The 14,406-nt window shown below is 63.8% G+C and carries 10 protein-coding genes; 6 read left to right on the top strand and 4 right to left on the bottom strand.

Annotated elements, in window-relative coordinates; all coding sequences use genetic code 11:
* The first annotated feature begins 10 nt into the window (after nucleotides 1-10).
* The 5 genes from BV82_RS14120 to BV82_RS14140 are packed head-to-tail and all read left to right on the top strand — an operon-like array spanning nucleotide 11 to nucleotide 8,391.
* Nucleotides 11-1,369: a DUF1329 domain-containing protein gene (locus tag BV82_RS14120; protein WP_036995620.1), complete on the top strand. Its 1,359-nt coding sequence runs from the start codon at nucleotides 11-13 to the stop codon at nucleotides 1,367-1,369.
* Nucleotides 1,370-1,401: 32 nt separating this feature from the next.
* Nucleotides 1,402-2,478, top strand: coding sequence for a WD40/YVTN/BNR-like repeat-containing protein (locus BV82_RS14125; protein WP_036995619.1), 1,077 nt, complete (start codon nucleotides 1,402-1,404; stop codon nucleotides 2,476-2,478).
* A 15-nt stretch (nucleotides 2,479-2,493) separates the two neighbouring features.
* Nucleotides 2,494-4,968 carry an efflux RND transporter permease subunit gene (locus BV82_RS14130; RefSeq protein WP_036995617.1) on the top strand — a complete coding sequence of 825 codons (2,475 nt, stop codon included), beginning with the start codon at nucleotides 2,494-2,496 and terminating at the stop codon, nucleotides 4,966-4,968.
* The gene (locus BV82_RS14135) at nucleotides 4,961-6,733 is read left to right on the top strand and encodes an acyl-CoA dehydrogenase C-terminal domain-containing protein (protein WP_036995616.1); all 1,773 of its coding nucleotides are present in this window, start codon (nucleotides 4,961-4,963) and stop codon (nucleotides 6,731-6,733) included. Before BV82_RS14130 ends, BV82_RS14135 begins: the two co-directional genes overlap by 8 nt.
* A gap of 11 nt (nucleotides 6,734-6,744) precedes the next feature.
* The gene (locus BV82_RS14140) at nucleotides 6,745-8,391 is read left to right on the top strand and encodes a fatty acid--CoA ligase (RefSeq protein WP_036995615.1); all 1,647 of its coding nucleotides are present in this window, start codon (nucleotides 6,745-6,747) and stop codon (nucleotides 8,389-8,391) included.
* A gap of 61 nt (nucleotides 8,392-8,452) precedes the next feature.
* On the opposite strand, the gene BV82_RS14145 is transcribed toward BV82_RS14140, so the two are convergent.
* A complete protein-coding gene (locus tag BV82_RS14145; protein WP_036995613.1) occupies nucleotides 8,453-10,219 on the bottom strand; it encodes a GMC oxidoreductase in 1,767 nt (588 codons plus the stop codon).
* Between the two features lie 357 nt (nucleotides 10,220-10,576).
* Nucleotides 10,577-11,188 (bottom strand): LuxR C-terminal-related transcriptional regulator, encoded by a 612-nt coding sequence (locus BV82_RS14150; RefSeq protein ID WP_010226118.1) that lies wholly within the window; start codon nucleotides 11,186-11,188, stop codon nucleotides 10,577-10,579.
* A 115-nt stretch (nucleotides 11,189-11,303) separates the two neighbouring features.
* Here BV82_RS14150 and BV82_RS14155 point away from each other — a divergent pair, with 115 nt between their 5' ends.
* The gene (locus tag BV82_RS14155; protein WP_036995612.1) at nucleotides 11,304-12,920 is read left to right on the top strand and encodes an ATP-binding response regulator; all 1,617 of its coding nucleotides are present in this window, start codon (nucleotides 11,304-11,306) and stop codon (nucleotides 12,918-12,920) included.
* 7 nt (nucleotides 12,921-12,927) lie between these two features.
* Here BV82_RS14155 and BV82_RS14160 read toward each other — a convergent pair whose 3' ends face one another.
* Nucleotides 12,928-13,257 (bottom strand): hypothetical protein, encoded by a 330-nt coding sequence (locus BV82_RS14160; protein WP_103143290.1) that lies wholly within the window; start codon nucleotides 13,255-13,257, stop codon nucleotides 12,928-12,930.
* Between the two features lie 157 nt (nucleotides 13,258-13,414).
* Nucleotides 13,415-14,290, bottom strand: a complete 876-nt coding sequence (locus tag BV82_RS14165) for a response regulator transcription factor (RefSeq protein WP_036995611.1) — start codon at nucleotides 14,288-14,290, stop codon at nucleotides 13,415-13,417.
* Nucleotides 14,291-14,406: the final 116 nt, after the last annotated feature.

A 14,406-nucleotide genomic window follows, 5' to 3' on the forward strand; every position in this document is an offset into this window, starting at 1 on the left:
AACAACAATCATGAACTACGTGCACACCCTGTTGGCCACGTGCCTGTCGCTGGCTGCCCTGAACGCGGCTGACGCCGCTGTCTCCCCCGAACAGGCCGCGCGCCTGGGCACCAGCCTGACGCCGATTGGCGCAGAAAAGGCCGCCAACGCCGACGGTTCGATCCCCGCCTACCAGGGCGGCCTGCTGACCCCGCCGGCGGCGTTCAAGAACGGCGCGAGCATGCGCCCGGACCCGTTCGCCGAGGAAAAACCGCTGCGGGTCATCGATGGCAAGAATGCCGACCAATACAAGGGACAACTGACCGCCACCACCCAGGAACTGCTCAAGCGCTTCCCGAGCTTTCGCGTCGATGTCTACCCCACCCATCGCAGCGTGGCGCTGCCGCAACCGGTGCTCGACAACACCCTGAAGAACGCTGTGGCTGCCCGCAGCCAGGAGGGCGGTAGTGCGGTCGACAACGTGCTGCCGGGTATTCCGTTCCCGATCCCGCAGACCGGCGCCGAGGCCATGTGGAACTTCCTGTTGCGCTACCAGGGCGTGAGCATGACCGCCAAGTACGACTCGTGGAACGTCGATGCCGCCGGCAACGCGACCCTGAGTACCACCGGCCAGGCCAACATCAGCTACCCGATCTACGAAGACATGGCCAAGCCGATCGGCGCCAAGGACACCTACTACCAGATGAAACTCACCTACACCGCGCCGGCCCGGCGCGCCGGTGAGGCGATGATGCTGCGCGATGCCGCCAACCCGCTGGTGCAGCCACGCAGCGCCTGGCAGTACCTGCCGGGCCAGCGTCGGGTCAAGCTGGCACCGAACCTGGCCTATGACACGCCCAACCCGGGCACCTCGGGCTCGGGCACTTACGATGACGTGTTCGTCTTCAATGGCGCCCTGGACCGCTACGACTGGACCCTGGTCGGCAAGCAGGAAATGTACGTGCCGTACAACACCTACCGGCTGACCTACAACACCGACGTCAAGCAGCTGACCACGGCCAATCACCTGGCGCCGCAGTTCGTGCGCTGGGAAAAGCACCGGGTCTGGGTGGTGGAAGGCAAGCTCAAGGATGGCGCGCGGCATATCTATCACAAGCGCCGCTTCTACCTCGACGAGGACAGCTGGATCGCCCTTGCTTCGGACCAGTATGACGCCCGTGGCCAGCTGTACCGTGGCTCCTTCGCCTTCCTTAGCCAGAGCTACGACAAACAGACCCCGGATGCCACGCCGTTCATGATCTACGACCTGATCGGCGGCACCTACAACCTCAATGGCGTGGTCGGTGCCTACGGCGGCATCCGCTACATCGAGCCATTGTCACGGACCCAGTGGTCGCCCGAATCCCTGGCCGGGGCCGGCATTCGCTGAGCCTGATGATCACACACCGTGGAGGATCAGGGATGAATGTGTTCAAACGCTGCAGCGTGATGCTGCTGGCCTGGGCCGCGCTGCAAGGCGCGGCCCAGGCCGAGGCTTACGTCGACGTACTCGACCTGCCGGCGCTGCCCAGCGCGCTGGCAGCGTCCAGCGCCTTGCGCGATGTCACCCGCGCCGGCGCCCGCCTGGTTGCCGTGGGGCCACGGGGGCACATCCTGTATTCGGATGACCTTGGCAGCCACTGGCAGCAAGCGCAGGTGCCGGTCAGCGCCGACCTCAATGCCGTGAGTTTTCCGACCCCTGAGCTTGGCTGGGCGGTGGGCAACGACGGGGTGATCCTGCACAGCCGCGACGGTGGCTTGCGTTGGGAAAAACAGCTGGACGGGCGACAGCTCGGTGCGCAGGCGCTGGCCTATTACCAGGCACGGGCGCAGACAGGGGGCGATCAGTGGGCCGCCTGGGTGGGCGAGGGCGAGCGCCTGGTCGCGGAGGGTGCCGACAAGCCGTTGCTGGATGTCTGGTTCAGCGACCCGCTGCATGGCTATGCGGTCGGGGTGTTCAACCTGGTGCTGCATACCGTTGACGGCGGCCAGCACTGGACCCCCTGGCTTGAGCGCAGCGACAACCCGCAAGGCCTGCACCTGACCGGCCTGGCCAGTGTCGACGGTGCGCTGTACATCAGCGGCGAGCAGGGCCTGCTGCTCAAACTGAGCGCCGATGGCGAACGCTTCCAGCGCCTGCACACGCCGTATGCCGGCAGCTACTTCGGCGTCATCGGCAAGCCCGGGACGCTGCTGGCCTATGGGCTACGCGGCCATGTGCTGCGTAGCAGCGACGGCGGCGCCCGGTGGCTGCCGGTCAATACCGGCCTGAACACCAGCATCACTGCCGCCAGCCTCGACGCCAGCGGGCGCTTCTGGCTGGCGAGCCAGGCCGGTGATCTGCTGGTCAGCAGCAACGACGGCGCACGTTTCAGCGCCGTGGCGCAGAGCGAACGCGCCCCGGTGAGCGGCGTGGCCTTCGATAGCGCCGCCGACCTGGTGCTGGTCGGTGAGCGCGGCATTCGCACCCTGGCCCTCGAACAACCGCAGCAGCCATAACAAGAGAAAACCCTGATGGCCGACATCCAACAAGACACCTTGCCGGTGATCCGCAACCTCGGCGACTTCGATACGCGCTCCGGCAATCGTCTCGAACGCCTGGTGTTCAACCATCGGCTGCCGTTCATGCTGTGCATGCTGCTGGTCACCCTGGTGCTGGGCTACATGGCCCTGACGCGTCTGGAGCTACGGCCCAGCTTCGAGAAGATGATCCCGCAGAGCCATCCCTACATCCAGAACTACCTGGACAATCGCCAGTCGCTGCGCGGCTTGGGCAATTCACTGCGAGTGGTGGTGGAAAATACCCGCGGCGATATCTTCGACCCGGCCTACCTGCAGACCCTGCGCCAGATCAACGACGAACTGTTCCTCAGCCAGGGCGTCGACCGCGCCTGGATGAAATCCCTGTGGAGCCCGGCGGTGCGCTGGACCGAGGTCACTGAAGAGGGCTTTCAGGGCGGCCCGGTGATGCCCGACGCCTACCAGGGCTCGGCCGCCGACATCCAGCAACTGCGCCAGAACATCGAGCGGGCCAACATTCTCGGCAGCCTGGTGGCACGTGACTTCAAGTCGAGCATGCTCATCGTGCCGCTGCTCGACCAGGCCTCGGCGACTGGCGCCAGCATCGACTATCACGGCTTCAGCGCCAAGCTTGAGCAACTGCGCCAGCAGTACGAAGCAGGTGGCGTGTACAAGCTGCACGTGATCGGTTTCGCCAAGCTGATGGGCGACCTGATCGACGGGCTGCTGCAGGTGATGCTGTTCTTCGCCCTGGCGGTGCTGACCACGCTGCTGATCATCTACCTCTACACCCGCTGCGTGCGCAGCACCTTGCTGGTGGTGCTGTGCTCGTTGACGGCGGTGGTCTGGCAGCTGGGTATCGTCGCCTGGCTGGGATATGCCATCGACCCGTATTCGATCCTGGTGCCGTTCCTGATCTTTGCCATTGGCGTCTCCCACGCCGCGCAGAAAATGAACGGCATCATGCAGGACATCGGCCGCGGCACCCACCGGCAGATCGCCGCGCGCTATACCTTCCGGCGTTTGTTCGTCGCCGGGGTCACCGCTTTGCTGGCCGATGCGGTGGGCTTTGCCGTGCTGATGCTGATCGATATCCCGGTGATCCAGGACCTGGCGACGACCGCCAGCATCGGTGTGGCGGTGCTGATCTTCACCTCGCTGCTGTTGATGCCGGTGGCGCTGTCGTACGTCGGCGTCGGGCGCAAGGCGGCCGAACGGGCCTTGCGCATCGACCTGCGCGCGGCCGAGCACCGGGGCTTTGGCAAGCTCTGGGACCTGCTCGACCGCTTTACCGAACGCACGTGGGCCACCGCTGCGGTGCTGGTGGCTGTGCTACTCGGCGCTGGTGGCTTCTGGCTCAGCCTGCAACTGAAAATCGGCGACCTCGACAGCGGCGCCCCGGAGCTGCACGCCGACTCGCGCTACAACCGCGACAACGCCTACATCACCGGCCACTACGCGCTGTCCAGCGACACCTTCGCGGTGATGATCAAGACCGCGCCGGAAGGCTGCCTGCGCTACCAGACCCTGGTGCTCGCCGACCGCCTGGCCTGGGCACTGCAACAGCACCCGCAGGTGCAGACCACCCTGTCGCTGACCAATGCGGTACGGCAGATCACCGCCGGCACCTACGAGGGCAACCCCAAGCTGAGCAGCATTCAGCGCAACCAGGACGTGCTCAACTACGCCGCCCAGCAAGCCTCGGTGAACGCCCCGGAGCTGTTCAACAACGACTGCTCGCTGATGCCGGTGATTGCCTACCTCAAGGATCACAAGGCCGACACCCTGGATCAGGTGGTGGCGATTGCCGAGCGCTTTGCCCAGGCCAACAGCGGCGAGGATCGCCAGTTCCTGCTGGCCGCCGGCAGCGCCGGGATCGAGGCGGCGACCAATATCGTGGTGCGCGACGCCAACCGCAGCATGCTGTTGCTGGTGTACCTGGCGGTGACGTTGTTCTGCCTGATCACCTTCCGCAGCTGGCGCGCGACGCTGGTGGCGGTGCTGCCGCTGATGCTCACTTCGGTGCTGTGCGAGGCGCTGATGGTGACCATGGGCATTGGCGTCAAGGTCGCCACCTTGCCGGTGATCGCCCTGGGCGTGGGCATTGGCGTGGATTACGCGCTGTATCTGCTCAGCGTGCAGCTGCACTACCAGCGCCAGGGCCTGTCGCTGGCCCAGGCCTACAAGAATGCCGTGGCCTTTACCGGCCGGGTGGTGGGCCTGGTCGGCATCACCCTGGCCGCCGGGGTGGTGGGCTGGGCCTGGTCGCCGATCAAGTTCCAGGCCGACATGGGCATCCTGCTGACCTTCATGTTCCTGTGGAACATGCTCGGTGCGCTGATCCTGATTCCGGCGTTGTCGCATTTTCTGTTGCCCATCAGCAAGGCGCGGGCGCCTTCACCCAGCCCCGGCAATGTCGAGGGGCTGCACCTCAACACCCAACCAGCCGAGTGTTCATCGCATGTCTGACTACCTACCGCCGTTGCGCGACATGGATTTCCTCTTCAACGAAGTCTTCGACATCCCCGGCCAGTGGGCGCGGATACCGGCCCTGGCCGAGCAGGTCGATGCCGACACCGCGCGGGCCATCCTGGAACAGGCCGGCAAGCTCATCGCCCAGCAGGTGGCGCCGCTCAACCGCAGTGGCGACGAGCAGGGTTGCCGCTGGCAAGACGGCCGCGTGAGTACCCCGGACGGTTTTGCCCAGGCCTACCGCAACTACGCCGACGACGGCTGGGTGGGCGTGGCCGGGGCAACCGAATATGGCGGCATGGGCATGCCCAAGGTCATCGCCGCCCAGGTCGAGGAGATGCTCAACGCCGCCAACCTGTCGTTCGCGCTGTACCCGATGCTGACCGCCGGGGCCTGCCTGTCGCTGCTCAACCACGCCAGCGAGGCGCTCAAGGCACGTTACCTGCCGCCGATGTACGAAGGGCGCTGGTCGGGGTCGATGTGCCTGACCGAACCCCATGCCGGCACTGACCTGGGGCTGATCCGCAGCCGCGCCGAGCCGCAGGCGGATGGCAGTTACAAGGTCAGCGGCACGAAGATTTTCATTACCGGCGGCGAACAGGACCTGACCGAGAACATCATTCACCTGGTGCTTGCCAAGCTGCCGGATGCACCGGCCGGCGCCAAGGGTATCTCGCTGTTCCTGGTACCCAAGGTGCTGGTCGAGGAGGGCGGTGCGCTGGGCCAGGCCAACGCGGTGAGTTGCGGCTCCATCGAGCACAAGATGGGTATCAAGGCGTCGGCCACCTGCGTGATGAACTTCGACGGTGCTATCGGCTATCTGGTGGGCGAGGCCAACAAAGGCCTCAACGCCATGTTCACGATGATGAACTACGAGCGCCTGGGCGTGGGTATCCAGGGCCTGGCGTTGGGCGAGCGCTCGTACCAGAACGCCGTTGCCTATGCCCGCGAATGCCTGCAAAGCCGCGCTTCTAACGGGCCGCAGGCGCGTGAACAGGCGGCCGACCCGATCATCGTGCACCCGGATGTTCGGCGCATGCTGCTGACCATGAAAGCGCTGAATGAAGGCGGGCGAGCGTTTTCCACCTATGTAGCACTGCAACTGGACCTGGCCAAGTACAGCGAAGACGCCCATGAACGCAGCCGGGCCGAAGCGCGGGTGGCACTACTGACCCCGGTGGCCAAGGCATTTCTCACCGACATGGGCCTGGAGACCACCGTGCACGGCCAGCAGGTGTTCGGCGGCCACGGTTACATCCGCGAATGGGGCCAGGAACAACTGATTCGTGATTGTCGCATCACCCAGATCTACGAGGGCACCAATGGTATCCAGGCCCTGGACCTGCTCGGGCGCAAGCTGGTTGCCGACGGTGGCCGCACCTACGCGGCGCTGGCGCAGGAGATCAACGCCTTCGCCGAGGGGCTGGCGCCGTCACGTGGCGAGTTCAAGGCGCCGTTGCAACTGGCCGTGGCCAACCTCGATGACCTGACCGCCTGGGTGCTCGATCGCGCCCAGGGCAACCCGAAGGAAATTGGCGCGGCGGCGGTGGAGTACCTGCAGGTGTTCGGCTACACGCTGTATGCCTATTTATGGGCGCAGATGGCGGACGTCGCCCTGGCGCAGGACGGCGCGTTCTACCAGAGCAAGGTGGGCACCGCCCGCTTCTATTTCGCCCGCTTGCTGCCGCGCATCCGCTCGCTCAGTGCCAGCGTCAAGGCCGGCAGCCAGAGCCTGTACCTGCTTAAGGCCGAACAACTGTGAACGAGGCGCACATGACCACCACCCGCATCATCGAACCGGCCCCCGGGGCCTATGCTTATCCGTTGCTGATCAAGCGCCTGCTGCTCTCGGGGGTGCGCTATCAGCCCGGCCAGGAAATCGTCTATGCCGACAAGCTGCGCTACAGCTACAGCACCTTGCTCGAACGCATCCAGCGCCTGGCCAATGTGCTCAGCCAAGCCGGGGTCAGACCCGGCGACACCGTGGCCTTGCTCGACTGGGACAGCCACCGCGCGCTGGAGTGCTTCTTTGCCGTGCCGATGCTCGGCGCGGTGCTGCATACCGTCAACGTCCGGCTGTCACCGGAGCAGGTGCGCTACACCATGAACCATGCCGAGGATCACCTGGTGCTGGTGCATGACGACTTTCTGCCGCTGATTGCGCCGTTGCGCGATCAGTTGCCGACGGTGAAGGGCTACATTGGCCTGAGCGATGGCCCTGGCGCCGACACGGATCTGCCGCTGCTGGGTGAGTACGAAGCGCTGCTGGCCAGCGCCGAGACCTCGTTCGACTTCGCCGACTTCGACGAAAACTCCGTCGCCACGCTGTTCTACACCACCGGCACCACCGGCAACCCCAAGGGCGTGTACTTCACCCATCGGCAACTGGTGCTGCACACCCTCAATGAACTGGGCACCTTCGCCGCCAGCGGAGGCGAGGCACTGCTGCGCTCGGGTGATGTGTACATGCCCATTACACCGATGTTCCACGTGCATGCCTGGGGCGTGCCTTACGTGGCCACGGCACTGGGGATCAAACAGGTTTACCCCGGCCGCTACGAGCCCAACCAGTTGGTGCGCTTGATGCGTGAAGAGCAGGTGAGCTTCTCCCACTGCGTACCGACCCTGCTGCAGATGATGCTCGACTGCGAAGAGGGCCAGCGCACCGACCTTAGCGGCTGGAAGATGCTGCTCGGTGGCAGTGCCCTGACCCAGGGCCTGGCGGCGCGGGCCAGCGCCCGGGGCATTCGCGTGCACTGCGGTTACGGCATGTCGGAGAGCTGCCCGTTGCTCAGCGTCACCCGCCTCAGCGCTGCGGACCTGGCGCTGCCGATGCACGAGCAACTGCCGCTACGCATCAATGCCGGGGTGCCGATCCCGCTGGTGGACCTGCGCATCGTCGACGAATACGGCGAGGCGCTGGCCCATGACGGCGAAAGCCTCGGGGAAATCGTCGTCCGCGCGCCGTGGCTGACCCAGGGCTACCTGAAAGAGCCGGAGCAGGGCGCCGCGCTCTGGGCCGGCGGCTGGCTGCACACCGGTGACATGGCCTGCATCAATGAACACGGCGTGGTGCAGATTCGCGATCGGATCAAGGACGTGATCAAGACCGGCGGCGAGTGGATCAGCTCGGTGGCGCTGGAGAGCCTGATCAGCCAGCACAGCGGTGTCGAGTCGGTGGCGGTGGTGGCGGTGGCCGATGCGCAATGGGGCGAACAGCCGCTGGCCCTGGTGGTCTGCGTTGCCGGCGTCGAGCTGGACCAGCCAGCGCTGGCCCGCCACCTGCAGCCGTTTGTCGACAGTGGCCACCTGAATAAATGGGCGATCCCGCGGCTGGTGCGCTTTGTCAGCGAGATTCCGAAAACCAGCGTCGGCAAGATCAACAAGAAGCTGATTCGCGAACGCCACGGCAGCGTCTGAAAGACGGCGTTGAGGGGGAAGGCTCTGTAGGAGTTGTCAGCTCCTACAGATCAGGCTTCGGTCAGACTTCGGTCAGGTCCGAGGTTAGCGGCTGGACGGCATTGATGCAGTGCAGTTGCTGGTCAGCCAGGTCCTGGGCCAGGGCCACCATGGTCATGGTCGGGTTCCACGAACCACTGGCCGGCCACAGCGCGCCACCGGTGACGTAGACGTTTTCCACACCATGGGGGCGGTAATCCAGGCCAACGACGCCTTCGTCCTTGTCGCCAATCCACAGTGTCGAGCCTTCGTGCACCAGCCCGGCCACCCGGCGCTCGGGAATGCTTGGCCGCTCGCTGGTCCAATGGCCCAGGTTCGGGTCGCCATGCCAGTATTCGACCTTGCCCTCGGGGGCAAACACCCGTTCCATCATCTGGAAGGTCCCTTGATCCATGGTGTCCCAGGTTTGCCGGTCGGTTTCGCTGGCCAGCACCTGCAGGTTGACGTTGGTGGTCGGGTCGGCCTGGCCGTTGAGGTGGAAGTGGTTTTCCGGGTTGCGGAAGTCGATCTCGCCGAGCACGGCGCAAACGAACACCAGGTAATCCTTCGACGATTCCAGTTGCGCCATGGATGCGGTGGCCACCACGTCAGGCATGTAGCGCGCGGCTTTCTGCGCGTTCTTTGCAGGCTCGCGGTCAGACAGCACCGACAGCTGCACGTGGTACTGCATGCCGTTGTCCCGGTTCTTGCCGGCCAGGTAGATCGCCGCCAGTTCCAGCTCGGCCAGCTTGGCGGCGAACGGGTAGTCCTTGCGCGGCACCCGCGCCACCACCGAGGTGATGAAGTGCGCGGTAAAGCGATCGCCAGCACGCTTGACCTGCGGGAACGAGTTCATCAGCAAGGTCGCCGGCGGCAGGGTGCCCATGGCCAGGATCAGCTTGGCATTGCCGATGTTGACCACCCCGCGCGAGGTTTGCAGCGCAGTGGCTACGCCATCCTGCTGGTGGATACGTTCGACAACGCACTCGGTAATGATGCGCAGCGGGCTGCCGCTGCCGGCGGCGGCAAGGTCGGCTTGTTTGCCCGCCAGTTCCATGATCGAGGCCGGGGTCGAAAACTTGGCGAAGTCAACGCCGCCAGCACGATCGGCAGCGGCAGCAAGTGGCGCCGGTAACCAGCGCGTGGCCGAGTCGATCTTGCCGATGTTGTGCTCGAGCATTTTCTGCAGCTCAAGCTGCAGGGTGCCGTAGACCGGGCGCTGCTCGGTAACATGGGCGCGCACTTGCGGGTCGAGCTGGGTGTCGATCTTGTCGGCCGGGATCACGTTGAGCAGCTTCTCGGCCGACTCGAAGCGGGCCTCGGCGGCAGCGATGGTCTGCTCGGGCCAGAAGGCCATTTCATCTTTGGTCGGCCGTGGGCACCAGGCGCTCCACATGATGCTGCGCCCGCCAAAGAACGGCACCATGCCGTGCTGCCAGCCGATGTTGCCCGGTGGCTGGCTGGCGGTGCGGGCCGAGAGGGTCCAGGGGAAGGTTTCGGAAAAGCCGCCGAGGGTTTTCTGGTAGGGGATCGGCAGGTTCTGGAAGTGCTCGGGGAGGAAGAACGGCCCGCGTTCGACCATCAGGATCCGCGCCTTGGGGTTGCTGCCCAGGATCCGCTCGGCGAAGGCCAGGGAGCAGAAGCCGGTACCGATGATGATGAAGTCGAACTGCTCCTCTTCGCGGACCTGTTTCCATGCGGACTCGGAGAGAAAGAACACATGGTCCAGCACCTTCTGTGCGTTGGGTGTTTGTGGGCCGGGGGTGGGGTAGCCATGACCGAAATTGGTCGAACTGGTGACTGCGCTCATTGTTGCCTCCAATCATTGTTGGCAGAGGGTCTATCGTCCTTGTACCGCGGTTGCAACCCGCGAACGCGGGGATGCGCTGGTGCGCTGCTAACGCTAGCAGAGCAAAGTGGCATTTCAAGATCACTTGGTCGGGGTGGGAAGGGGCATGCAGTATCAGACCATGGTGATGTCCCAAGGTGTGGAAAAAACGGACGGCTGCGCTTCCCACCTGCCGCAGCGGGCGGCTTTATCAATATAGTCGGTGGGCGGATGCACGCTTGCTGGCGATAAAAAAATGCTGGGTATTCACACTGCGACAGCGGACGAAAGCCTGACGAGCCTGGGCTTCAGTAGTGAAATCGCGGGGCAAGCCGGCCCCTATGGTGTGACAGCGTATTTCACCGCGGCGGCCCGCGACGGCACGTTGAGGGTGCGCAACAACGACGACACATGAATGCGCACGGTAAAGGGCGAGATATCCAGCGCGCGGGCGATTTCCTTGTTGGTCTTGCCCTCGGCGATCAGGCGCAACACCTCTTGCTGACGCGCGGTCAGGGTGGTGGCCACTGCACTGGTGTCCAGCGGCAGCAACCCGGACGGAGCAAAACGCACCAGCACTTCGCCTTCGCGAATGGCCAGAATCGCCTGGCCGATCTCGTCGGGGGCGATGTTCTTGCCAATGAAACCGTCGATACCGGCGGCCATCACTTCGCTGATCAGCTCCGGGTCATCGACCATCGACACCACAATCAGGGTGGTGCGGCGCAACTGTTGTCGCAAGTCGACCAACTGAGTAATGCAGGTAAGCCCCGGGAAGCGCAGGTCAAGGAGCAGGGTGTCGGGCTCCGCGCCGCGTGCAACCTGTGCCAGGACGCTGTCGAAATCCCCGGCTTGTTCGATCAGCGCATCAGGTAACAGGCGCTGGACAGTCCCCACCATCGCTTCGCGAAACAGCGGGTGGTCGTCAGCTATGATGATCCGGCATGCCATGTCGAGTGCCTCCCTGGGCCTGGCGTTCCTTACAGGCGTGTTACTTTACCACCGGGCACGGACGCTGCCCGGTGTACGTACTGGATATGACGACTGTCGCACAAGGATGTTCCCGATGAAGTTCGAGAAAAATACCGAGCTCGACCAGGCCAACCTGCGGATCATTGTCGCCGGCCTTGCCATGATCTATATCAGCGTGTTGGGTTTTCTGCCCGGGCAGCAGGTCAACATGTACCTGCCGATCATGATCTACATCGTCCTGTTCCTGTTGCTGTCGATCGTCCTGCGCCAGGTCATCGTGCGCTGGCCGGGCCACTATCCGGCCCGGCGTATCTTCAGCATGGTCCAGGACTACACCGGCACCTGTTTCGGCCTGGTGGTGGGTGGCGAGGCCGCGCTGCCGCTGTACGCGGTGATGGTCTGGGTCAACCTGGGCAATGGCATGCGCTATGGCTCGCGGTACCTGGCGATCGCCACCGCCCTGGCGTTGTTGGCCTTGCTCTGCGTTTACCGGCTGACCCCTTACTGGCAGGCGCAACCGTTCATGGTGCTGATGCTGATGATCACCAGTACGGTCATCCCCATGTACGCGCACCTGCTGCTTGAGCGCACGCGCAAGGCCTCCGAAGAAGCGACCGCCGCCAACCTGGAAAAGTCGCGCTTTCTGGCCCAGGCCAGTCACGACCTGCGCCAACCGATTCACTCGATCGGCCTGTTCACCGCTTGCCTGCGCGAAGCGCGCCTGGGCGAGGAGGAGCGGCGCCTGGTCGACAACATCGACCGCTCGCTGCTCAACGTCGCACAACTGTTTCGCTCGATTCTCGACCTGTACACCCTCGACAACGGGCGCCTGCAACCCCGCCTGCAATGCGTACAGCTGGCTGATCTGCTCCACGATCTGGTGCGCCAGAACGCCGAAGCGGCGCGTTGGGCCGGCGTCGAATTGCGCCTGCGGGTGGCCGAGCACTGGGTGCAGATTGACCCGGCGCTGCTGGCCACCATGGTCCAGAACGTGCTGTCCAACTGCTTCAAGTACGCACCGCAGCGGCCGGTACTGATCGCTGTGCGCAAGCGTGGGGACGGGTTGGCCATTGTCGTTTATGACCAGGGCTGCGGCATTGATGCCGATGAATTGCCCAAGGTCTTCGAGGAGTTCTACCGCGTGCGCCAGTTGCGCGACAAGGACGTTGAAGGCGTGGGCCTGGGCCTGTCGATCGTCAGACGCCTGGGCCGGATGATGGACATGCAGGTGGCGATACGTTCGCGGGTCGGCCATGGTACGGCGGTGAGCCTGCTGGGCTTGCGCAAGGTTGAAGCACCCCGGCAGCCGGTCACCCGAGAGCAAGCGAGCCAGGTCGGCTTGTTGACCGGCCTGAAAGTGTGCCTGGTGGAGGATGACCGCAACGTGCTGCTGGCCACCAAAGCGTTGCTTGAACGCTGGGGCTGCGAGGTGCAGGCCGAATCCAGTGGCAAGGACCTGCTCAGCGACTGCGATATCATCGTCGCCGACTATGACCTGGGCAATCAGGCCACCGGCATCGAGTGCATCGACCAGCTACGTGCGCAACGGGGCAGGGCGGTGCCGGCGCTGATCCTCACCGGGCATGAGGTGGAGAAGATCCAGGCGGCCCTGCATGACCGCCAGATCGCGATTCTGTCCAAGCCGGTGCGCCCGGCCGAGTTACGCACCACCTTGCGCTCGTTGCGTGAACCCCGCACAGAACCGGTTTAGCTGAGGATCAATAGCGCTGCAGCGGATTTTGCGGCCGGCCACTGTTCTTGTTGTAGCAGTGTGCACTCATCCCCATGCCCATCGACGCGATCCCGACCATGACGCCGCTGGGCAGCTCGCAGTTGTAATCCCCTGAAGCGGTGCTGGCGATGAAGTAAGTGGCGCTGTTGTCGTTGCGCACGTTGGAAATCTTGGTCACCGGCTCGCCGATCGTCGTCTGGGCAGTGGTTTTCAGGCGATCTTCGTTGGGTTTCATAGTCTGGCAGCCGGCGAGGGCGACGAGCAGGGCGCTGAGCAGGGCGCTGAGCAGGGTGAGCTTGTTGAATGCAGGTTTCATGGCGCTTCTTCCTTGGTGTTGTTGTGTTGTTGCAGGCACGGCGATCCCTCGCGCCGCAAAGCAGCGGCACTGGGGAACACTGGGGTGAAGAGGAATATAGCGCCGGGAAAGAGGGGGGTCGATTAGCACAAACGGGCTAATGGCTCGTGGCCATCTTTCAGCGTTTGGCACCCAGTCGCAGGCTTTCGACGACCTCCGAGAGTTCTTCCGTTGAGGTCGATTCTGCCCCGGAGCTTTCAGCTCGAGGGAGCTGCCGGTACTCGCTAGGTGTACACCCGACGAATTGCTTGAAGGCACGGGCAAAATAAGAAGGGTCCTTGAATCCGACTTCGTAACCGATGCTGGTGATGGGCATCTGGCTGTTGTCGAGCAGGTCCCTGGCAAAGTCCATCCGTTTGCTCAGGATGTACTCCATGAACCCCAGGCCATTGACTTCCTTGAACAGGCGGCTGAAGCGAAAGGTGGTCATGCCGCAGCGCTTTGCCAGTTCTTTCTGGTCGATGCTGTCGCGCAAATGCTGGTCGATGTAGAGCAATACGTTACTGAGTGCCTGGTGCTTGTGGTGCTCAGCGGTCAGCCGGATGCTGTCCGGCAGCGACGGGCCATGTTCGATCAGTGGCTTCTTGGCATGGAAGTGAGTGCTGCGGCGCAGTTCGCAGAGTTGCTGCAGTGCGTGCAGAAAGCGGCTTTTTTCGCTGTTGCACAGGGGCAGCACGATGTACTCCCAGACACGCGAGCGCATGGCCCATACGGCAAGCTCCTCGGAGTGCTGTACGGTGAACATGGCGATCGGTATCGAGGGGGACTTGTGCTTGATCTCCAGCAGCAGGTTGAGGCCAGGCATGTCCGGGCGGTCATAATGGATGCAGACCATGTCTGGCTGGCGCTCACCCGCAAGCTCGGACAACTCGCCGTTCTTGGCGATACGGCATTCACAGGTCGGGCGAAAATGCGCAACCAACGCCTCGGCCGATCGATCCCGGGTGCGATCGAACCACAGCAGAAATGGCAAGTTGGCCGATTCAGGTTTCATTTTCTCATTCCTTCCTTGTTTCTCGTTTTCTTAACCTCGCCGGGCAGGCAGCGCTGCAAAATAATCCTAGTAATCAATAAAAAACTCCTAACCCCTCGTTATGTCTCCTGACTAGG

The organism is Pseudomonas donghuensis, assembly GCF_000696345.2.
Lineage (GTDB): Bacteria > Pseudomonadota > Gammaproteobacteria > Pseudomonadales > Pseudomonadaceae > Aquipseudomonas > Aquipseudomonas donghuensis.